This window comes from Streptomyces sp. 12E (assembly GCF_055633275.1).
The window spans coordinates 4,114,905-4,134,387 of the sequence record NZ_JBVNCJ010000001.1 but is presented as its reverse complement, the minus strand read 5'-3'; the positions used below and the strand labels follow the sequence as shown (position 1 = coordinate 4,134,387).

The following is a 19,483-nucleotide window of genomic DNA, read 5'->3' as shown; positions in this document are numbered from 1 at the left end:
CCCACCCTCTACCGTTGTCATGGCTTGTCGAATATGCTGAATCCGTAGTCAAAGCTTGTCAATGACGATGACACGGGGGTGTCGTGGTGCTCCATGTCGGGTTCGTCGGAATCGCCTGGCACGGTCATGTGAATCCGACGCTCGCCCTCGTCGAGGAACTCGTGCGCCGCGGCCATCGCGTCTCGTACGCGGTGACCGAGGCGTTCGCTCCGGTCGTACGGGCCGCAGGCGCGCAGCCCCTCGTCTACACCAACCCCGTGGACACGTCCCTCACGGACGACGGTCTCGACATCTCGCCCATGGACTTCCTGCGGGAGGCGAGGGCCGCCCTGGGGGTGCTGGAGAACGCCTGGGCGGCGGACCGGCCCGATGTGATCGCCTACGACGGGATCGCCTGGGCCGGCCGGGTGCTGGCCGCCAAGTGGCGGACGCCGGCGGCGGAGATGTGGCCCTCGTTCGTCTCCAACGAACACTTCTCCCTGGAGGGCCGGTTCCTCGCCCGCCACCCGCTGCACCCGGGCGTGCTGCGGTTCGCGCGTGAAATGTCCCGTTTCCTCGTCACGCACGGGCTGTCCGGGCGGTCCGTGGGCGAGTTCCTCGGACACACCGAGGAGCTGCGCCTGGTCTTCCTGCCGCGTTCGTTCCAGTACGCCGGGGACACCTTCGACGACCGGTTCGCCTTCGTCGGGCCGTGTGTCGGCGACCGCGCCTTCCAGGGCCGCTGGCGCCCCGCCGGCGACGGCAGACCGGTGCTGCTGATCGCTCTCGGCACGGCCCGCTACGACCGGCCGGAGTTCTTCCGCATGTGCGGCGAGGCGGTGGCGGGTCTGCCCTGGCAGGTCGTCATGGCGTACGGGCCGGGTCTCGACCCCGCCACCCTCGGACCCCTGCCCGACAACGTCGAGGCCAGCCCCCACGTCCCGCAGCTCGACGTCCTGCGCCACGCCGACGCGTTCGTCACCCACGCGGGAATGGGCAGCACGATGGAAGCGCTGCTGGAGGGCACACCGATGGTGGCCGTCCCGCAGACCGACGAGCAGACCGCCGTCGCCGCGCGCATCGCCGAGCTCGGTCTCGGCGTCCACCTGGACTCGGAGCGCGTGACCGCGAAGACCCTGCGGGCGGCGCTGCTGCGGGTCATGGCCGACCCGGACATCCGCGCCGAGGCCGGGAGGCTGCGGAAGCGGACACGGGCCGCGGGCGGCGCACCCGAGGCCGCGGACCGGCTGGAGCGCCTCGCACGGCAGCGCGCGACCGCGCCCGGCACCGGGGCAACGGCAGCCCGCTGACGACTCGTCGGCGACCACACGACAGCGTATCGACCGAGGTCCCCGCGGGGCCGCTACGGAGGTGTCATGCACGGCAGACTGGTCAGCCTGGAACGGCCGGACGACGAGGACTACGCGCTGATGGCGCGGTGGTTCGGACCGGATGCGGCGGCCGCCGTCATGGCCGCCACCGAGGGGGACGTCGTCACGGCGGAGGACTTCCGCAGACTCGACCACACCGGTGCACTGCGGCAGTTCGCGGTGCGCGACGGGCAGAACAGGACCGTGGGCGCGGTGCACTACAAGGCCCAGGGGCCGACCGGCGGTTATGCGATCGGCGGCGCGATCGGGGAGCCGGAGATGTGGCGCCGCGGACTGGGCGCAGAGGCCTTCGAACTGCTCATCGACCACCTCTTCCACGCCCGCAACGCCCACCGCGTGCAGTTCACCACCGCGCTGTACAACAAGAACGTGCTGCGGCTCGTGACCGGAACCGGCTTCACCCTCGAGGGCATCCTGCGCGAGTACTTCTACCTCGACGGCCGCTACCACGACGGGGCCGTGTGGGCGCTGCTGCGCCACGAGTACTACGAAGCGGTCGAGGAACTGCGGCGGGCCGACCCCGACTTCGCCCTCCCGAACGTGATCCCCGAGGAGGACAAGGCGGAGGCACGCCGGCTCGTCGCCGAGTACATCGCGAGCCCGGCCGGCAAGACGTCCGCGGGACTGCTGGTGACGGCGGTGGGCGCCGACCCGGGTGCGGGGCCGGAGGACCGGTGACGGCCCGCGTGGACCGCGGGCCGCGCTGGGCCACCGTGGTCGTCTCACCGCACTTCGACGACGCCGCGCTCTCCGTCGCCGGCTTCATCGCCCGGACGGACGGTCCCACGGCCGTGCTCACCGTCCACGGGGGCGCCCCGCCGGCGGGCCGGGTGTCCTGGTGGGACGCGGGCTGCGGTTTCGCGACGCCCGGCGAGGCGCACCGGGCCCGGCTCGCCGAGGACACGCTGGCCTGCGCCGCGATGGGCGCGGAACAGCTGACGCTGCCGAACCCCGACGGCCCCTACCGCCGGTCCGGCGAGCTCGCCGGACTCACCGAGTTCCTGCGGGCCCTGGACCCGGACACCCGCGTGCTGGTGCCGCTCGGCACCGACCAGCCGGACCACGCGGCCGTCCGCGACCAGTCCCTGGCGGCGCTCGCGGGACGTGTCGGCGTGCCGCCGTACGTGTACGCGGACCTCCCGTACACCGGCGGTGTGCGCGGATGGGGCACGGACGCGGCCGTGGACCGGCTGGCCGCCGACGAGACGCACGGGGGCGCCTACCGGGAACTCGCGACCGCGTACCGCCTGCGCGTGGCACACGACATCCGGCTGGACGAGACGGAATGGGCGGCGAAGCGCGCGGCGGTACTGCACTACGCCTCGCAGCTCACCCCGGTGGCCGTGGGACACGGCCCGTTCCTGCGCCGCCCGGGCCCGCTCCAGGCGGAACTCCTCTGGGAACTCACCCCACTGGACACCGGCGCCCCCCGCCCATGACGGCCTCTTCCCCACCCGTCCGCACCCGTCCGCACCCGTCCGAACGAGAGGAACGCCTCGTGCCCGTCGCCCCACGGAAGTCCGTGTCGACCGACCACTTCGACAAGGTCTACCGGTCGAAGCCCGACCCGTGGGGGACCCTGCGCAAGACCTACGAGCGCGAGAAGTTCGCCGACACCGTCTCCCTGCTGCCCGCCGGACGCTTCGGCGCCGCCCTGGAGATCGGCTGCGGGGTCGGTGCCCTCACCCGGCTGCTGGCACCGCGGTGCGACACGCTGCTGGCCACGGACTGCTCGGCCGCCGCGATCGAGCAGGCCGAAGCCACCTGCGCGGACCTCGCGAACGTCGCGTTCGCGACACTGCGCGTCCCGGAGGAGCTGAGCGCCGCGGACGAGCGGGTCGGTCCGGTCGACCTGGTGGTCATGTCCGAGGTGGGTTACTACCTCTCCGCCACCGACCTGGAGACGACCGCCGCCCGTGTCGCGGGCCTGCTGAAGCCCGGCGGCCATCTGCTGCTCGCGCACTGGGTGCACGACGCGCAGGAGGGGGACGTCATGACCGGGCACGCGGTGCACCAGGTCTTCCGCCGCCACGCCGACCTGCGACAGGCCGACGGCCGGGACGCGAGACGCCACGGCAACTCCTACCGCCTGGACCTGCTGCGCCGGACGGCGGACCCGGCGGCCGTGCCCCCTGCCGGATCGTTCCGCTCCGCCGTGTCCGCCGCTGCGGACACGGCGGAGGAGACCGCGACCGGCGGCGGGCGGGCGGCGGCCGCGCCGCGATGACCTGCCACCGTTCCGCGCCTTCCGTGTTCATGGGCCGGTTCGGCCGCCCGGTGACGGTTTTGGCCCGGGCCCCCTACGATCGGCGCCGTGGCGGAACTGGTGCGGCCTCTGGGGACCGGCGATCCGGAACGGCTCGGGCCGTGGAGGCTGTTGGGCGTGCTCGGGGCCGGCGGCATGGGGACCGTCTACCTGGGGCAGGCGGGGCGGCGGCTGGCCGCGGTGAAGACCCTGCGGTCCGAGCACGCGGGCGATCCGCACTTCCTGGCGCGCTTCGAGCGCGAGATACGCGCGGCGGGCGCCGTGCGCGATCCGTGCGTAGCGAGGGTGTACGGCGCCGGCCTCGACGGCCGTGTGCCGTGGTTCGCCGGGGAGTTCGTCCCCGGGCCCACGCTGGAGCGCACCGTCACCGACCGGGGGCCCCTGCCGTCGGAGACGGTCCGGGTGCTGGGCGCCCTGCTCGCCCGCGCGCTGCTGGCGCTGCACGGGGCCGGAGTCGTGCACCGGGACCTGAAACCGTCCAACGTGCTGCTGACCGCCGACGGGGTGCGCGTCGTGGACTTCGGCATCGCGCGGATGCCGGACGCCACGGCCCTCACCCTGACCGCGCAACGGCCCGGCTCCGCGGGCTACATGTCGCCTGAGCAGGTCCTGGGCGGTGAACTCGGGCCCCCGAGCGATGTCTTCGTGCTGGGGGCGCTGCTCGCCTTCGCGAGCACCGGGCGCCACGCGTTCGACGCCCCCGCCGCGCTGGTGGACTTCGCCGTCGTCCACGAGGAGCCCGACCTCGCCTCCGTACCGGACGGGTTGCGCCGGATGCTCGCCCGGTGCCTGGCCAAGGACCCCGCACTGCGGCCGACGGCGGCGGAGCTCCGGGAACTGTGGGGCGAGGGCGGCGGCGGCCGGGCGGGCGCGGGCGCGGCGCTCCTCGGGCGCAGGGCCGCCCGCGTTCCGGCGGACTGGCTGCCGTCGGGCGTCCTGCTGGACATCGCCGCACGCGAGCGCCGCGCCGCCGAACTGGCCGGGCGCCCGGTCCCCCGGGGACGTCCGGGTGACCGACGGCTGCCGCGGCGCTCGGTGCTCGCCGCGGCCGGCGGGTCACTGCTCACCGTCGGCGCGGGCGCCACGGCCTGGCGGTGGTACGCCGGCGACGGCGCCCGGAGCGACGCCGCCGCGGCTCCCGTGCCGCGCTGGACGGGCGCCCCCGGCACCCAGCCGGATCCCCTGTGGGAGGTCTCCGGCCTCGCGCCCGAGCCGCCGTTCCCGCCGACCGCGGCGGGAACACTGCTGCTGGCCGCGCTCCCCGGCGACGGCGTGGTGGCCCTCGACGCCCGTACCGGCCGGGAGCGCTGGCGGACGGAGGGCATCCGCACCGTGGTGACCGCCGGGCGGCCCCTCGCCCTCGACGGGGACGGCGCGCCGGTCGCCCTCGCACCGGACACGGGAGACGTGCGATGGCGCGGCTCCGGCGGGCTGCGCACCCTCCTGGCCGCCGACGGCGACACCGTGTACGGGCTCGACGGCTCCGGCGGGATCACGGCCGTGCGCACCGGGGACGGCACCCGGCGCTGGCGGCGGACGGCGCCCTCCGGCACCGGTGCGGCCGCGCGGGCCACCGTCGCCCATGGGCTGCTCCTGCTCACCGGGGACGACGGCGTGGTGCACGCGCTGCGCGCCCGGGACGGCTCGGAGGCCTGGCGGCAGGACACCGGGTCCGGCGCCGCGTCACGGCCCGCCGCGGACGGCGACGGCGTCTACCTGGGCGGCGCGCGGCTGTGCGCCCTGCGCCCCGCGGACGGCGAGCGGCTCTGGGAGCTGCCGAGCCAGGACCCCGCCGGCTTCGGGCCGCCCACGGTGCGCGGCGGACACCTGTACGCGGCGGACGGCGACGTCCTGCGCAGGGTGGCGTGCCGGGACCCCGCCTCCGGCGGGGAGTTCGACATGGGTGGGTCGTGGGACCCGTTCGGCAGCCTGCCGGGGCCGCGTGCCGGTGTCGCCCCCGTCGTCGCGGGCGACGGCGTCCACCTGACGCCGGCCGACCCCGCGGCCGGCGTCCTCGCCGTACGGGTCAGCACGATGGAGGAGCAGTACCGTTTCGTCCCGCCGGGCGATCCGGCGGGCGCGTGGCTGGTGGCGGTGGTGCACGGCGTACCGGTCATGCAGTGCGGGGAGCGGCTGTTCGCCCTGCCTCCGCTGTGACCCGGCTGTGACGGTGCGGGCCGACACGTGCCGTCGCGGTGTCCTAGGCTTTCCCATCGTCCTTGCGACAAAGGGGGGTTGGGGACTGTGAGGGATCTGAGCGGGGCGGACCCACGGCAGTTCGGCCCGTACCGGACACTTGCGGTGCTGCGGAGCGCGGGCACCACCCGGAGCTACCTGGCCCGAGGGGGCGACGGACGCACCGTCACCGTCACCGCGGCGGAGCCACGGCTGGCGGCGGTCCCCGTCTTCCGCAGCCGCTTCCGCCGGGAGCTCGCGGCGGCACGGCTGGCGGGGCCGTGGGCGCAGCCCGTACTCGAATCCGCCCCGGACGACCCGGTGCCCTGGTTCGCCTCGCCGTTCACCCCTTCCCTCTCGCTCGCCGAGGCCGTGGCCCTGGCGGGGCCGCTGCCCGAACCGGTCGTACGGGCCTTGGGCGCGGCCCTCGCCGAGACGCTCGAGCGCGCCCGCACGGCGGCCGGCGAAGCGTTCCAGGGGATCGGTCCCGAGGTGGTGCTGCTGACCGCCGACGGTCCCCGGATCAGCGCGTTCGGCCCGCTGGGCGCGGCCACGGCGGCGGCGGAGGGGCCGGGGGGCGGGCTGGCCGTGACGCTCGGCTACCTGACACCGGAGCAGGTCGCCGGCCACCGGCCGGGGCCGCCCGCCGACGTCTTCGTGCTGGGCACACTGCTGGCGTACGCGGCCACGGGCACGAACCCCTTCGATGCGAAGGACGTGAAGAGCGCGGACGACACGGAGAACACGGACGACACCGACGACACCGACGACACGGACGACACGGACGACACGGACGACACGGACGGCGCCGCCGCGCGTCCCGCCGCCGGGGGCGTCTCCCGCGGCGCCGCGCGCCACCGGGCCGCCGCACGCATCGCGCACCAGGAGCCCGACCTCGCCCCCGTCCCCGAGGAGCTGCGCCCGGTGCTCGCCCGGTGCCTGGCCAAGGACCCGGCGCGGCGGCCGGAGCCGTCCGTGCTCGCGGCCGTCCTCGCCCCCTCCGGCGCGGCGGCCGCGGTGAGCGCGGGCCGGCTGCCGGCCCGGCTGACCGCCGCCCTGGCGGAGCAGGCGTCGGCCGTGCTCGGGCTGGAGGTGCGGGAGGACCGGGAGGAGGCCGCGCCCGCCGTCCCGGCCACGCCCACCGTGCCGGACGCGAGCCCGGCGCCCGCAGCCGGCACGGCGGACGGGCGGGGGGCCGCGGCGGACCGTCCCCCCACGCGCCGCTTCGCGCGCCCCGATCGCAGGACCCTGCTGACCGGGGCGCTGTCCGGCGCGGCGGGGCTGGCGCTCGGCGGCGGTGTCACGGCGTGGGCGACCGACGACGGCCCGCGCCCCGCCACGACGGGGAAGCCGGCCGCGCGGAAGCCGCGCGCACCCGTCCCCGGAGCGCCCCCGGCGGCGCTGTGGGCGTACGGCATGCCGGACACCCTGCTCTTCGGCAGCGCCGCCCTGCACGGCGACGTGCTGTTGCTGCCGGGGGACTCCCTCGTCGCCGTGGACGTCCGTACGGGCAGGGAGCTGTGGCGACGCAGGGAACCGCTGGACCTCGCCGCCCACCCCTTGCGGGTCGACGACGAGCTTCTCGTGGTGCTGGGCGTACAGGGGCTGTTGTGGCGCTCGGTGCGGAACGGCGCCCGCCGGCACAAGGTCCCCTACGGGCAACTCCTCGAATCCGGCGAGGACATGGCCGGCCCCGAGCTGGTGGCCCGGGACGGTGCGGTGGTCTGGTTCAAGGGCGACGTCGAGAAGACCGCGGGCGCCGGCACCAAGACCGACGGCGCCGACGGGAAGACCCGCACCCTGTTCGCCTACGACGTCGTACGGCGCGAACCGCTGTGGCGAAGACCCCTCGCGGAGAACGAGTACGTCACCTGGGCCGCACCCCACCGCGACCTCCTGGTGTCGTGGCGGGACGCACCCCGGCCCAAGGACGGGAGGGCGCGGAAGAAGCAGCCCGAGGGGTTGCAGGAGTTCTACGCGCTGGACCGCGCCTCGGGCGGGGAGGTGTGGGCGAGGACGATCGGCGGTCTGACCATCGGCGCCTCGTGCGCCCTGTCCGGCGCGGGAACGCTGTACGCCTCGCAGGACCGCGAGCTGCGGGCGTACGAGCTGCGCACCGGCCGGGAGCTCTGGCGCACCTCCCACAGGAACCCGCACGGCGCGTACGGGACGCCGGTCCTCACCGAGGACACCCTGTACGTCGCGGACAACGACCCGACCGTCCACGCCCTCGACCCGGTCAGCGGCCGGCGGCAGTGGAGCCGTGGGACCGGCCTCCTGGCCGGGACCGGTGCGGCCCCTTCCGTGGCCGTCAGCGCGTCCGGCGCGACCGCGCTGTCCCTCGACTCCGTCCAGGTCACCGCGTTCGCCGCCGCCAACGGCGAGCGGCTGTGGAAGTTCCAGGCCGTGGGCGAGCAGGACGCCGGCGGTCTCGAACCGTACGAGCTGCTGACCGTCGACGGGATCTGCGTGGTCCGGTACGGCAGGTTCTTCTACGGCGTCCCGGTGGAGTGAGCGTCACATGAGCACCGTGCGGCCCCTCGCCCACGACGACCCGGACCGCCTGGGCCGCTACCGGCTGATCGGCAGGCTGGGCAGCGGCGGCATGGGGACGGTCTTCCTGGCCCGCTCGCCCGGCGGGCGCACCGTCGCGCTCAAGACGGTGCACCCGCGGTTCGCCGCCGAACCCGAGTTCCGCGTCCGGTTCCGTCTGGAGGCGGAGGCGGCACGCGCGATCGGCGCCCGGCACGGCGCGGCCGTGATCGACTGCGACCCCGACGGGGCCGTTCCCTGGCTGGCCACCGAGTACCTGCTCGGACCCTCGCTCGACGAGGCGGTGCGTCTGGCGGGGCCGCTGCCCGAGCACACGGTGCGCGCCGTGGGCGCCCACCTGGCGGACGCGCTCGGCGAGATCCACCGCACGGGCATCGTGCACCGCGACCTCAAGCCGTCCAACATCCTCCTCACCGCGGCCGGCCCGAAGATCATCGACTTCGGCATCGCCCGTGCGCTCGGCGCCCGGCGGCTCACCCGGACCGGGCAGGTCGTGGGCACCCCGGCCTACATGTCCCCGGAGCAGGCGACGGGGCACGACCACGGCCCCGAGGGCGACGTCTTCGCCCTCGGCGGTGTGCTGCTCTTCGCCGCGACCGGACGCCCACCGTTCCCGGGGGACAGTGCGGCGGACGTCCTGTACCGCGTCCGGTACGGGGAGCCGGACCTGACCCGCGTACCCGACGGCCTGCGGACGGTCGTCGCGTCCTGCCTGCGCAAGGAGGCCGCGGACCGCCCGGCGCCGTCCCGGCTCGCCCCGGAACTCGGGGCGGGAGCAGGCACGTTCGCGGAGTCGCTGCCGGAGGCGGTCCTCGCCGACCTCGTCGACCGCACCACACGGCTGTGGGACCTGCGCCCCGTACGCTCACCTGCGCCCGCTCCGGACGCCGTCGCGCGGACGGCGCCCGACGCGCCGCGACCGCCACGGCGCCGGGCCCTGTTCGCGCTGGGAGGGGGGATCCTCGCGGCCGGCGGCCTGACGGCGGGCGCCGTCGCGTACACCCGGCGCGACCGGCGGGACGCCGGGAACGGCGAGCGGACCGCGGCGGACGCCGGGACGGGCCCGCCCGGGGCCGACTGGACGTTCGAGGGTGCCTTCGACAACAAGGTCCGGCCCGTGGCGGCGGGCGGTGTCGTCCTGGTCAGGGACGCGCTCCGGCCCCGCTACACCGCCGTGGACGTCGTCACCGGGCGGAAGAAGTGGTCGCGGGACCCGCTGCGGGACGTCCTGGGCACGGACGGCGGACTGCTCGCCGTCCTCGACGAGGACGAAGGCCCGGCGGGGGCGTCCCCGGCCCGCCCCGCGCTCCTCCGGCTCGATCCGGAGACGGGCCGGACGAGCCCGCTGCACGACTCCCTGGGCGACCCGGCCCTGGAGCCGACGGCCCTGCTGACGGCAGACCGGCGGACGGTCTACGTCCTGGCCCGGCTGCCCGGCCGGGGCGGGGGGCCCGCGCGGCCGTTCCTGGGCGCGTACGACCTCGGCAGCGGCGCGGAGCGCTGGCGCGCGGAACTGCCGGAGAAGGGCGTGGGGGCCGAACCGCTGAGCGCCGTCGCCGAGGGCGGACGGCTGGTCTGCGTCACCCGGCTCGGGCTGACCGTCCGCGCCGCCGACACCGGCCGGACGCTGTACGACGAGCGGCTGGTGGATCCGGCCCGGTACGACGTGGGGGAGGAGAGCGACCTGCCGGCGCCGAGCGCGGCCGCGGTGCGGGACGGGCGGATCCACGTCAGCCAGGGCGAGGTGCTGGCGCTCGACGCGCACAGCGGTGAGACGCTCTGGCGCTGGGGGGCCGACGAGCCCAGCGCCTGGCCCGGCGGACCGGTCTACGGCGCACCGGCCGTCCGGGACGGCGTGGTGTACGTCGTCGCGGCGCCCGGGGACACCCGGGGCACGGCCGAGCGGACCGCCTGGCGCCTGATCGCGCTGGACGCCGCGACCGGTGGGTTCCTCTGGGACCACCGCGCCCCGATGCGGCTGTGGCTCGGCGAGCTCCTGCTGCGCGGCGGGCTGGCCCTGCTGACCCCCTTCGACGAGCGCCGGCTGCTGTACGCGGTGGACCTGCGGGACCGCGAGGTCGCGTGGACCTACTCCGGACCCGCGCGCGACACGGTCTCCCACTCCCTCACGGCGACGCCCGGGCACGTCTACGTCCTCCGGGCGGACGCGCTCACGGCGCTGCCCCTGCGGGAGTGAACGGCGCGTCCACGGTCATGACCGACGGGGACGCCGCCCGCGTCCGCCCGCGCGGGAACACGCCCCTCGGCGCGGCCGGCCGGGGGCCCTCCGGGACGACGTCCCCTCACCGCACGAGCGGCGGGGCCTCCCGCACCGGCGGCGTGCTCCGGCCGGTCCTCTCCCCCACGTCCCGGACGGCCGTCCGTCCGCGTCCCCAGGCGGCCAGTGGCTCGAGTGCCTCGTTGAGGCGCTCGCCGTCCTCGGTCAGGGAGTACTCGACGCGGGGCGGCACCTCGTCGTAGGAGACGCGGCGCACGACGCCGTCCGCCTCCATCTCCCGCAGGTGGGAGGCGAGCACCTTCTCGGTGACGCCCGGGAGCAGTCGGCGCAGCTCGCCGAAGCGACGGTGGGGGTGCTCGTGGAGCGCCCAGAGGATCAGCACCTTCCACCTGCCGCCGATCACCTCCATCGCGGTGTCGATCCCGCAGACGTGCCCGTCCGGTGTGCTCGGCCGGTTCAGCGTCGTCATGCCCCACCCCTCCGACGTGCTCGCTCACCCCGGGGTAACCACCCACTCCGAAGTGCGTACTTGATCACTTCCGGGCCTGCTCCCAGTCTATTCGGCATGGCACAGAACCCTGTGGAGAAGACTCCCGTCACGCTGCTGGGCCTCGGCGCGATGGGCGCCGAACTGGCCCGTACCTGGCTCGCCGCCGGTCACCCGGTCACCGTCTGGAACCGCACTCCGGCCCGCTCCGCGCCGCTCGCCGCCGAGGGGGCGGAGGTCGCGGACGGCGCCGCCGCCGCGGTCGCGGCGAACACGCTGGTCGTCGTCTGTCTGCTGGACGACGCCTCGGTCGGGGAGACGCTGGCCGGCGCCGACCTGACCGGCCGGGACCTGGTCAACCTCACCACCACCACCCCGGCCGAGGCCCGGGCCCGCGCCGCGTGGGCCCGCGAGCGCGGCGCCCGCTACCTGGACGGCGGGATCATGGCCGTCCCTCCGATGGTCGGCGTCCCCGAGGCCGGCGGCTACGTCTTCTACAGCGGCTCGCGGGAACTGTTCGAGCGGCACGCGGAGACGCTGGGCGTGCCGCTCGGCACCAACTACGTCGGCGAGGACCCGGGTTTCGCGGCCCTGCACGACGTGGCCCTGCTCAGCGCGATGTACGGGATGTTCGCCGGGGCCGCGCACGCCTTCGCCCTGATCCGCAAGGAGGACATCGACCCCGCGTCGCTCGCCCCGCTGCTCGCCGGCTGGCTCACCGCGATGGCCCCGTCCGTGCACCAGACCGCCGACCAGCTGCGCAGCGGCGACTACACCAAGGGCGTCGTCTCCAGCCTCGCCATGCAGGTGGCCGGCACCCCGACCTTCCTGAACACCGCCGAGCAGCAGGGCGTCAGTCCGGAACTGCTCGCCCCGTACTTCGCGTTGATGCGCCGCCGCCTGTCCGAGGGCAGCGGCGAGGAGGACCTGACGGGCGTGATCGACCTCCTCGTACGCTGACCGGCGCTCCCCCGCTCCTCGCCCGGACCGGTCCCCGGGGCGACAGCCGCCGCCTTCCTGCCGGACGCGGGCAGGCCACCGCTCACCCGTCCGCCGGCCGCCCGGCCACGCCGCCCACCGTGAACCCGGTCACCGTGCCGCCGCCCTCCCGCCGGAAGGCGTAGGGCGCCCCGCCGTGGGCGAGCGCGACCTCCCGGACGATGGAGAGGCCGAGCCCCGACCCCGGCAGGGAGCGTGCGTCGGCGGCGCGGTAGAAGCGGTCGAAGACGCGGGTCAGGTCGTCGTCGGCGATGCCGGGGCCGCGGTCGCGCACCTCCACCCGGACCGTGCCCGGACGCGCCGGTCCCACGACGTGGATCTCGACGGGGGAACGGCCGTCCCGGTCGAACTTGACCGCGTTCTCCACCAGGTTGGACAGCGCCCGCGTGAGCATCCCGGGCCGCCCGTCGGTCGTGGTGTCGCCGCTCGCGACCACCACGATCTCGCGCCCGGTGCGGCGCCGGGCGAGTCCCGCGACGTCCTCGGCGACGTCCGCGAGGTCGACCCGCCGCGGCGGTTCGGTGTCGGACTGTCCGGCCGCGAGGTCGACCAGCTCGTTGACCAGGTCGGTCAGTTCGCGGGCCTCCTGGGCGAGGTCGGCGACCAGTTCCTCGCGGGCGGCGGGCGGCAGCTCGTCGATGCGGCGCAGCAGGGAGATGTTGGTGCGCAGCGAGGTGAGCGGCGTGCGCAGCTCGTGCCCGGCGTCCTGGACCAGCCGGCGCTGGTCCTCCTCGGACTGGGCGAGCCGGCCCAGCATCCGGTCGAAGGCGCGGCCGAGGCGCCCCACCTCGTCGTAGCCGGCGACGGGCACCTGGATGCCGAGCCGGCGTGTACGGGCGACGGCCTCGGCGGTGTGGGTGAGGACGACCAGACGGCGGGTGATGCGCCGGGCCAGCCACCAGCCGAACAGCCCGGCGCCGACCACCACCGCCGCCATCAGGACCAGCGTGCGCCGCTGGAGCGCCCGCAGCAGGTCCTCGGTGTCGCTGAACTCCTGCGCGACCTGCACCGCGCCCCGCTCGCCGCCCAGCGCGACGGTCGCCACCCGGTAGACGTCGTCGCCGACGTCGACGTCCGCGTGCACGACCACCCGTCCCGCGGTCGCGGCGCCCGCGACCCGCCGGTCGGCGTCGACCACCGGCAGCCCCGGGTCGCCCGGGTCGACGACGCCGCCGTCCGGCCCGAGCACCTGTACGTCGGTGCGCGCGGGCCGCACCAGGTCGTGGCCGGGCGCGGCGGAGGAGAAGTCGTGCGGCGACATCCGGTTCTCCCGGACCTCGCCGCGCAGGTCCTGCACGACCTCGTCGAACACGGACTGCTGGTCCACCCGCACCAGCCGGGCGGCGGCGCCGTACGACAGGATCCCGACCAGGACGGTGACGGTGGCGGTGACCGCGGCGAACGCCACCGCGAAGGTGGTCCCCAGGGACAGCAGCCGCAGCCGTCTGCGGGAGGCCGTCCGCCCGTACGCCACTCAGCCCTCCCGCAGCACGTAGCCCACTCCGCGCACGGTGTGGATCAGCTGCGGCGCGCCGGGCTCGTCGAGCTTGCGGCGCAGGTAGCCGACGTAGACGGCGAGGTTCTTGGAACCGGGGCCGAAGTCGTAGCCCCAGATGCGGTCGTAGATGGTGGAGTGGTCCAGGACGATGCCCGCGTGGCGGATCAGCAGCTCCAGCAGCTCGAACTCGGTGCGGGTCAGCTCCAGCTCCCGCCTCCCCCGCCAGGCCCGGCGCGCCTGCGGGTCCATGCGCAGCCCGGCGGCCTCCACGAACCGGCCGGAGGTGTCCGGCTCCGGCTCCGCCACGGGCTCGGGGGCCGGTGCCGCGGGGGCCGCCCGGCGCAGCAGCGCGCGCAGCCGGGCGAAGACCTCCTCGACGTCGAACGGCTTGACGACGTAGTCGTCGGCGCCCGCGTCCAGTCCCGCGATCCGGTCGGCGGTCTCCACCAGCGCGGTCAGCATCAGCACCGGTGTGCGGTCGCCCTCGGCGCGCAGCACCCGGCACACCTGGAGCCCGTCGATGCCGGGCATCATCACGTCGAGGACCAGGACGTCGGGCCGGCCGCGGTGGGCCTGCGCGAGGGCGTCGACGCCGTCGGCGACGGCCGTGACCCGGTAACCCTCCAGGGTGAGGGCGCGTTCCAGGGCGTTGCGGATGGCTCGGTCGTCTTCGGCGAGCAGAACGGTGTGGGGCACGTGCCCAGTGTGCCAACCGCCGCCGTCCTCCGGCCCCGGCGGACGACGCCGGGGACCGCTTCCCACCCGTGTCTCACCCGGCGGACCGCAGCGCGGCCAGCCGCTCCTCGAAGGGGGTGACCTCCGCGAAGGAGTCCCGCCGGGGCCGCGGGCGGGCGGCGGCCGGCCCGGCCGTCAGCGCCGCCAGCTCCCCGGCCGCGCGCTCGACGCGGCCGTCCAGGCCCTCGGCGCCCCAGTCCTCCGAGGCGGCGTAGACGCCGGTGGGGGCGACGACGGCCTTGAGGTGGGAGAAGAGCGGCCGCAGCGCGTGGTCCAGGACCAGCGAGTGCCGGGCCGTGCCGCCGGTCGCGGCGATCAGCACCGGCTTCCCGGCCAGGGCGTCCTCGTCGGTCACGCTCAGCACGTCGAAGAACGACTTGAACAGCCCGCTGTACGACGCCGAGAACACCGGGGTGACCACGATCAGCCCGTCGGCCCCGGCCACCGTGTCGAAGGCCTCGGCCAGCGCCCGGCCCGGGAAGCCGTTGGTGAAGGTGTGCGCGATCTCGACGGCGAGGTCGCGCAGCTCGATCACCTGGACGTCGGCCGGGGCCTGCGCGGCGGCCGCGGCGGCCAGCCGGTCGCCGAGCAGCCGGGTGGAGGACGGGACGCTCAGCCCCGCCGAGACGACGACGAGCTTCATGCCTGTGCACCTTCCTTCGCCCTGGCTCCGGCCAGCAGCGAGCCGTGGGTGGGCGCGTCCGGCACGCCGGCCGGGCGGTTCCTGGCGAACTCCGCGCGCAGCACCGGCACGACCTCCTCGCCGAGCAGGTCGAGCTGTTCCAGCACGGTCTTCAGCGGCAGGCCCGCGTGGTCCATCAGGAACAGCTGGCGCTGGTAGTCGCCGGCGTAACCGCGGAACGACAGCGTCTTCTCGATGACCTGCTGCGGGGAGCCCACGGTCAGCGGGGTCTGCGCGGTGAACTCCTCCAGCGACGGCCCGTGCCCGTAGACCGGCGCCACGTCGAAGTACGGGCGGAACTCGCGCACCGCGTCCTGGCTGTTCCTCCGCATGAACACCTGGCCGCCGAGCCCGACGATCGCCTGCTCGGGGGTGCCGTGCCCGTAGTGGGCGTACCGGGTCCGGTACAGCTCGACCATGCGCTTGGTGTGGTCGGCCGGCCAGAAGATGTTGTTGTGGAAGAAGCCGTCGCCGTAGTACGCGGCCTGCTCGGCGATCTCCGGCGAGCGGATGGAGCCGTGCCAGACGAACGGCGGTACGCCGTCCAGCGGGCGGGGCGTGGAGGTGAAGCCCTGCAGCGGGGTGCGGAACTTCCCCTCCCAGTCGACGACGTCCTCGCGCCACAGGCGGTGCAGCAGGGCGTAGTTCTCGATCGCGAGGTTGATGCCCTGGCGGATGTCCTGCCCGAACCAGGGGTAGACCGGGCCGGTGTTCCCGCGTCCCATCATCAGGTCCACCCGGCCGTCGGCCAGGTGCTGGAGCATCGCGAAGTCCTCGGCGATCTTCACCGGGTCGTTGGTGGTGATCAGGGTGGTGGAGGTGGAGAGGACCAGCCTCTCGGTGCGGGCGGCGATGTAGCCGAGCATGGTGGTCGGCGAGGACGGCACGAAGGGCGGGTTGTGGTGCTCGCCGGTCGCGAAGACGTCCAGGCCCACCTCCTCGGCCTTCAGCGCGATGGCGACCATGGCCTTGATCCGCTCGCGCTCGGTCGGCGTACGTCCCGTGGTCGGGTCGGGCGTGACATCCCCGACGCTGAAGATACCGAACTGCATGGCCGCTCACCCTCCAGGTTGTTTATGCTTCAACTATACCCCTGGAACGACTCCCCGCCCCTTCCTATTCCACCCCCCGCCGGACGCCTACGGCACCAGCCGCCCCCCGCACCCCGCCCTCCGCCGACCACGCGTGCGCCTTCACCGCGTCGGCCGGCGGACACGTCTGCGCGACCCGGGGCGTGAGCACCCCTCGTCCACCGGGCCCGGGACCGCTACGACGCCGAGGCCGGCCAGTCGTCCGGGGCCTCCCCCGACCGCAGCCGGGCCGCCTGCTCCGCGCTGAAGTCCGTCGTACGCCTCATATGGTCGATGAACAGGGAGAGTTCGGCGTCGTCCAGGTCGTCGAAGAGCGCGAACCAGCCGCCGCCCAGCCGCTCCCACACCCGCCCGAACTCGGCCGCCCGCTCCGGCACCACCGCCACCAGCACCAGCCGCCGGTCCCCCGCGTCCCGCTCCCGCGCCGCGTACCCCGCCCGCTCCAGCCGGTCCACCAGCCGCGTCGCCGAACCGGTCGTCAGCCCCGTCAGCTCCGCGATCCGGCCCGTGGTCACCGGACCGTCCTCCAGCGTCAGCAGGTTCAGGCACTGCAGATCGGTGGGGTGCAGGCCCAGGTGGTCGGCGAGCGCCTGGTTGAACAGGGCATGGGCCGCCATGTACCGCCGGGACACCACGCCCAGCTCCGCCAGCAGCCCGGCCCGCGTGGTCCCCGGCATGCGCAGCTCCTCTCCGCTCCTGCGGATGTATCCCACCCCCGGACCGCCACAGGCGCCGCCCATCAGGTGACACACCCGCGTGCGGCACCGCGTGCCGGTCCCCGCTCCGCCGCCGCACCGGAGGACCACCCGTCCCCCGCCCCACCGGGTCCCCGGGCCCCGGGCCTATGCTGGCCGCGCAGGTCCCGACCGCGAGCCAGCACGCCCGAGGAGCAGCCCATGGCCACCGCCGTACCGCCCGCCGCGTCCCGCATCGCCGTCGTCACGGGTGCGAGCAGCGGGATCGGCGCCGCCACCGCCCGCCGGCTCGCCGAGGCCGGCTACCGCGTCGTCCTCACCGCCCGCCGCAAGGACCGCATCGAGGCCCTCGCCGAGGAGATCACCGCGGCCGGCCACGCCGCGACGGCCTACCCGCTCGACGTCACCGACCGCGCCGCCGTCGACGAGTTCGCCACCGCCTTCAAGACCGTCGGCGTCCTCGTCAACAACGCCGGCGGCGCGCTCGGCGCCGACCCGGTCGCCACCGGCGACCCGGACCAGTGGCGCACGATGTACGAGACGAACGTCCTCGGCACCCTCAACCTCACCCAGGCCCTGCTGCCCAAGCTGGACGCGAGCGGCGACGGCACGGTCGTCGTCGTCTCCTCCACCGCCGGCCACGCCACCTACGAGGGCGGCGCGGGCTACGTCGCCGCCAAGCACGGCGCGCACGTCCTCGCCGAGACCCTGCGCCTGGAGATCGTCGGCCGCCCGGTGCGCGTCATCGAGATCGCGCCCGGCATGGTCAGGACCGACGAGTTCGCCCTCACCCGCTTCGGCGGCGACGCGGAGAAGGCCGCCAAGGTCTACCAGGGCGTCGCCGAACCCCTCACGGCCGACGACGTGGCCGACACCATCGCCTGGGCGGTCACCCGCCCGCCCCACGTCAACATCGACCTGCTGATCGTCCGCCCCCGCGCCCAGGCCTCCAACACCAAGGTCCACCGGGAACCCTGATGTCCGACAGCGAACAGCGCCGCCTGGCCCTGGAGAAGAAGCGCGAGCGTTACGTCTGGTACTACCTCGGCTACTTCCTCTTCGGCATCCACATCGTCGCCTTCGTCATGATCTACGCGGTGACGCACGCGAAGTGACCCGGAGCGGAGACGGATGACGGGGCGCCCCGTCATCCACTGCACGGACCCGATGTCCGACCCCTGACTCGACGTATGAGGACCGCGCCTCGGCGCAAGCGCTGGACGGAGGAAGAGGATCGTGTCCCGCTGCGGCTGGACAGTGGCGCGGAGGCGGCCCCGGTGCTCGGCCGCACGGAGAGGAGTTGTTCCATCCGTCTGCGGCGCCCGCGAAACAGCCTGGCGTCGGCCACGACGGATCAGTGACGGACCGCCGGGCCCCGGGGCCCCGCGCTTCAACCCTTCACGCAGACGAACTGCTTCAGCTTCGCCACTACCTGGACGAGATCGCGCTGCTGCTCCATCACCTGGTCGATGTTCTTGTAGGCACCCGGAATCTCGTCGAGCACACCGGAGTCCTTACGGCACTCCACTCCACTCGTCTGCTGTTCCAGGTCCCGCACGGTGAACCGCCGCTTCGCCGCGTTGCGGCTCATCCGCCGGCCGGCGCCGTGCGACGCGGAGTTGAACGCCTTCTCGTTGCCGAGCCCCTTCACGATGTACGAGCTGGTGCCCATGGACCCCGGAATGATCCCGTACTCACCGGACCCCGCACGGATGGCGCCCTTGCGGGTCACGAGCAGATCCATGCCCTCGTACCGCTCCTCCGCCACGTAGTTGTGGTGGCAGGAGATCTCGGGCTCGAAGGTCGGCTTGGCCTTCTTGAACTCCCTGCGGATCACGTCCTTCAGGAGCGCCATCATGATCGAGCGGTTGTACTTCGCGTACTCCTGCGCCCAGAACAGGTCGTTGCGGTACGCCGCCATCTGCGGGGTGTCCGCGACGAAGACGGCGAGGTCGCGGTCGACCAGGCCCTGGTTGTGCGGGAGCTTTTGGGCCACACCGATGTGGTGCTCGGCCAATTCCTTGCCGATGTTGCGGGAGCCGGAGTGCAGAGTGAGCCAGACGGAACCCTCCGAATCGAACAAAAGCTCGATGTAGTGGTTCCCCCCGCCCAGGGTGCCCATCTGCTTGGCGGCGCGCTCCTCACGGAACTTCACGGCGTCCGCGACGCCGCCGAAGCGGTTCCAGAAGTCGTCCCAGCCGCCCGTCCCGAAGCCGTGCAGCCGCCCGGGGTCGACGGGGTCGTCGTGCATGCCCCGGCCCACCGGGATGACCTGCTCGATCCTCGACCGCAGCCGCGACAGGTCGCCGGGCAGGTCGTTCGCCGTCAGGGACGTCCGCACCGCCGACATGCCGCAGCCGATGTCCACGCCCACCGCCGCCGGGCACACCGCACCCCGCATCGCGATCACCGACCCGACCGTCGCGCCCTTGCCGTAGTGCACGTCCGGCATCACGGCCAGGCCCTTGATCCACGGCAGGGTGGCGACGTTCCGCAGCTGCTGGAGGGCGCCCTCCTCCACCGTCGCCGGATCCGTCCACATCCGGATCGGCGCCTTCGCACCCGGCAGTTCCACGTACGACATGACGTCCTCGTTCCCCCAGAAAACCGACAGAAGTCTCGAACCGCAAAACCGGTGCCAAGGTCGGCGAAAAGGGATGACGGACCGGCGTCCACGGCAATGCGTGCGATAC

The 19,483-nt window shown here is 74.6% G+C and carries 17 protein-coding genes; 10 read left to right on the top strand and 7 right to left on the bottom strand.

Annotated features, from left to right (window positions below):
• Positions 1–83: 83 nt before the first annotated feature.
• The 7 genes from ACZ8ZB_RS19205 (at position 84) to ACZ8ZB_RS19175 (ending at position 10,561) form a co-directional block, all read left to right on the top strand.
• Complete coding sequence (locus tag ACZ8ZB_RS19205; protein WP_470738925.1) at positions 84–1,289, top strand: macrolide family glycosyltransferase; 1,206 nt, start codon at positions 84–86, stop codon at positions 1,287–1,289.
• 66 nt (positions 1,290–1,355) lie between these two features.
• The gene (locus ACZ8ZB_RS19200) at positions 1,356–2,048 is read left to right on the top strand and encodes a GNAT family N-acetyltransferase (protein WP_470738924.1); all 693 of its coding nucleotides are present in this window, start codon (positions 1,356–1,358) and stop codon (positions 2,046–2,048) included.
• Positions 2,045–2,809 (top strand): PIG-L deacetylase family protein, encoded by a 765-nt coding sequence (locus tag ACZ8ZB_RS19195; protein ID WP_470738923.1) that lies wholly within the window; start codon positions 2,045–2,047, stop codon positions 2,807–2,809. Before ACZ8ZB_RS19200 ends, ACZ8ZB_RS19195 begins: the two co-directional genes overlap by 4 nt.
• Before the next feature lie 59 nt (positions 2,810–2,868).
• Positions 2,869–3,597: a class I SAM-dependent DNA methyltransferase gene (locus ACZ8ZB_RS19190; protein ID WP_470738922.1), complete on the top strand. Its 729-nt coding sequence runs from the start codon at positions 2,869–2,871 to the stop codon at positions 3,595–3,597.
• A gap of 87 nt (positions 3,598–3,684) precedes the next feature.
• Positions 3,685–5,793: a serine/threonine-protein kinase gene (locus ACZ8ZB_RS19185; protein WP_470738921.1), complete on the top strand. Its 2,109-nt coding sequence runs from the start codon at positions 3,685–3,687 to the stop codon at positions 5,791–5,793.
• Between the two features lie 87 nt (positions 5,794–5,880).
• Positions 5,881–8,325 (top strand): outer membrane protein assembly factor BamB family protein, encoded by a 2,445-nt coding sequence (locus tag ACZ8ZB_RS19180; protein ID WP_470738920.1) that lies wholly within the window; start codon positions 5,881–5,883, stop codon positions 8,323–8,325.
• A gap of 7 nt (positions 8,326–8,332) precedes the next feature.
• Entirely contained in the window at positions 8,333–10,561 is a 2,229-nt protein-coding gene (locus ACZ8ZB_RS19175; protein WP_470738919.1) for a protein kinase domain-containing protein, read from the top strand.
• 106 nt (positions 10,562–10,667) lie between these two features.
• On the opposite strand, the gene ACZ8ZB_RS19170 is transcribed toward ACZ8ZB_RS19175, so the two are convergent.
• The gene (locus ACZ8ZB_RS19170) at positions 10,668–11,072 is read right to left on the bottom strand and encodes a winged helix-turn-helix transcriptional regulator (protein ID WP_470738918.1); all 405 of its coding nucleotides are present in this window, start codon (positions 11,070–11,072) and stop codon (positions 10,668–10,670) included.
• 96 nt (positions 11,073–11,168) lie between these two features.
• Here ACZ8ZB_RS19170 and ACZ8ZB_RS19165 point away from each other — a divergent pair, with 96 nt between their 5' ends.
• Positions 11,169–12,050, top strand: a complete 882-nt coding sequence (locus tag ACZ8ZB_RS19165) for an NAD(P)-dependent oxidoreductase (RefSeq protein ID WP_470738917.1) — start codon at positions 11,169–11,171, stop codon at positions 12,048–12,050.
• 82 nt (positions 12,051–12,132) lie between these two features.
• On the opposite strand, the gene ACZ8ZB_RS19160 is transcribed toward ACZ8ZB_RS19165, so the two are convergent.
• The 5 genes from ACZ8ZB_RS19160 to ACZ8ZB_RS19140 form a co-directional block, all read right to left on the bottom strand.
• Positions 12,133–13,563, bottom strand: coding sequence for a HAMP domain-containing sensor histidine kinase (locus ACZ8ZB_RS19160; protein ID WP_470738916.1), 1,431 nt, complete (start codon positions 13,561–13,563; stop codon positions 12,133–12,135).
• Positions 13,564–14,283 carry a response regulator transcription factor gene (locus ACZ8ZB_RS19155; RefSeq protein WP_470738915.1) on the bottom strand — a complete coding sequence of 240 codons (720 nt, stop codon included), beginning with the start codon at positions 14,281–14,283 and terminating at the stop codon, positions 13,564–13,566. It abuts the gene before it with no gap.
• A gap of 73 nt (positions 14,284–14,356) precedes the next feature.
• The gene (locus ACZ8ZB_RS19150; protein ID WP_470738914.1) at positions 14,357–14,965 is read right to left on the bottom strand and encodes a CE1759 family FMN reductase; all 609 of its coding nucleotides are present in this window, start codon (positions 14,963–14,965) and stop codon (positions 14,357–14,359) included.
• Complete coding sequence (locus ACZ8ZB_RS19145; protein WP_470738913.1) at positions 14,962–16,056, bottom strand: LLM class flavin-dependent oxidoreductase; 1,095 nt, start codon at positions 16,054–16,056, stop codon at positions 14,962–14,964. Before ACZ8ZB_RS19145 ends, ACZ8ZB_RS19150 begins: the two co-directional genes overlap by 4 nt.
• Before the next feature lie 215 nt (positions 16,057–16,271).
• Positions 16,272–16,772: a MarR family winged helix-turn-helix transcriptional regulator gene (locus ACZ8ZB_RS19140; protein ID WP_470738912.1), complete on the bottom strand. Its 501-nt coding sequence runs from the start codon at positions 16,770–16,772 to the stop codon at positions 16,272–16,274.
• Between the two features lie 219 nt (positions 16,773–16,991).
• Between ACZ8ZB_RS19140 and ACZ8ZB_RS19135 the strand changes: the two genes are divergently transcribed.
• Both ACZ8ZB_RS19135 and ACZ8ZB_RS19130 read left to right on the top strand, forming a co-directional pair.
• Complete coding sequence (locus ACZ8ZB_RS19135; RefSeq protein ID WP_470738911.1) at positions 16,992–17,768, top strand: SDR family NAD(P)-dependent oxidoreductase; 777 nt, start codon at positions 16,992–16,994, stop codon at positions 17,766–17,768.
• Positions 17,672–17,905 (top strand): hypothetical protein, encoded by a 234-nt coding sequence (locus ACZ8ZB_RS19130; protein ID WP_470741526.1) that lies wholly within the window; start codon positions 17,672–17,674, stop codon positions 17,903–17,905. Before ACZ8ZB_RS19135 ends, ACZ8ZB_RS19130 begins: the two co-directional genes overlap by 97 nt.
• Before the next feature lie 275 nt (positions 17,906–18,180).
• On the opposite strand, the gene ACZ8ZB_RS19125 is transcribed toward ACZ8ZB_RS19130, so the two are convergent.
• Positions 18,181–19,374 (bottom strand): RtcB family protein, encoded by a 1,194-nt coding sequence (locus tag ACZ8ZB_RS19125; protein WP_470738910.1) that lies wholly within the window; start codon positions 19,372–19,374, stop codon positions 18,181–18,183.
• Positions 19,375–19,483: the final 109 nt, after the last annotated feature.

Excerpts from the sequence above, each read along its gene's own strand:
- ACZ8ZB_RS19165 (WP_470738917.1), top strand. The coding sequence starts at position 11,169 with ATGGCACAGAACCCTGTGGAGAAGACTCCCGTCACGCTGCTGGGCCTC.
- ACZ8ZB_RS19200 (WP_470738924.1), top strand. The coding sequence starts at position 1,356 with ATGCACGGCAGACTGGTCAGCCTGGAACGGCCGGACGACGAGGACTAC.
- ACZ8ZB_RS19145 (WP_470738913.1), bottom strand. The coding sequence starts at position 16,056 with ATGCAGTTCGGTATCTTCAGCGTCGGGGATGTCACGCCCGACCCGACC.
- ACZ8ZB_RS19135 (WP_470738911.1), top strand. The coding sequence starts at position 16,992 with ATGGCCACCGCCGTACCGCCCGCCGCGTCCCGCATCGCCGTCGTCACG.
- ACZ8ZB_RS19150 (WP_470738914.1), bottom strand. The coding sequence starts at position 14,965 with ATGAAGCTCGTCGTCGTCTCGGCGGGGCTGAGCGTCCCGTCCTCCACC.
- ACZ8ZB_RS19175 (WP_470738919.1), top strand. The coding sequence starts at position 8,333 with ATGAGCACCGTGCGGCCCCTCGCCCACGACGACCCGGACCGCCTGGGC.
- ACZ8ZB_RS19125 (WP_470738910.1), bottom strand. The coding sequence starts at position 19,374 with ATGTCGTACGTGGAACTGCCGGGTGCGAAGGCGCCGATCCGGATGTGG.
- ACZ8ZB_RS19140 (WP_470738912.1), bottom strand. The coding sequence starts at position 16,772 with ATGCCGGGGACCACGCGGGCCGGGCTGCTGGCGGAGCTGGGCGTGGTG.
- ACZ8ZB_RS19170 (WP_470738918.1), bottom strand. The coding sequence starts at position 11,072 with ATGACGACGCTGAACCGGCCGAGCACACCGGACGGGCACGTCTGCGGG.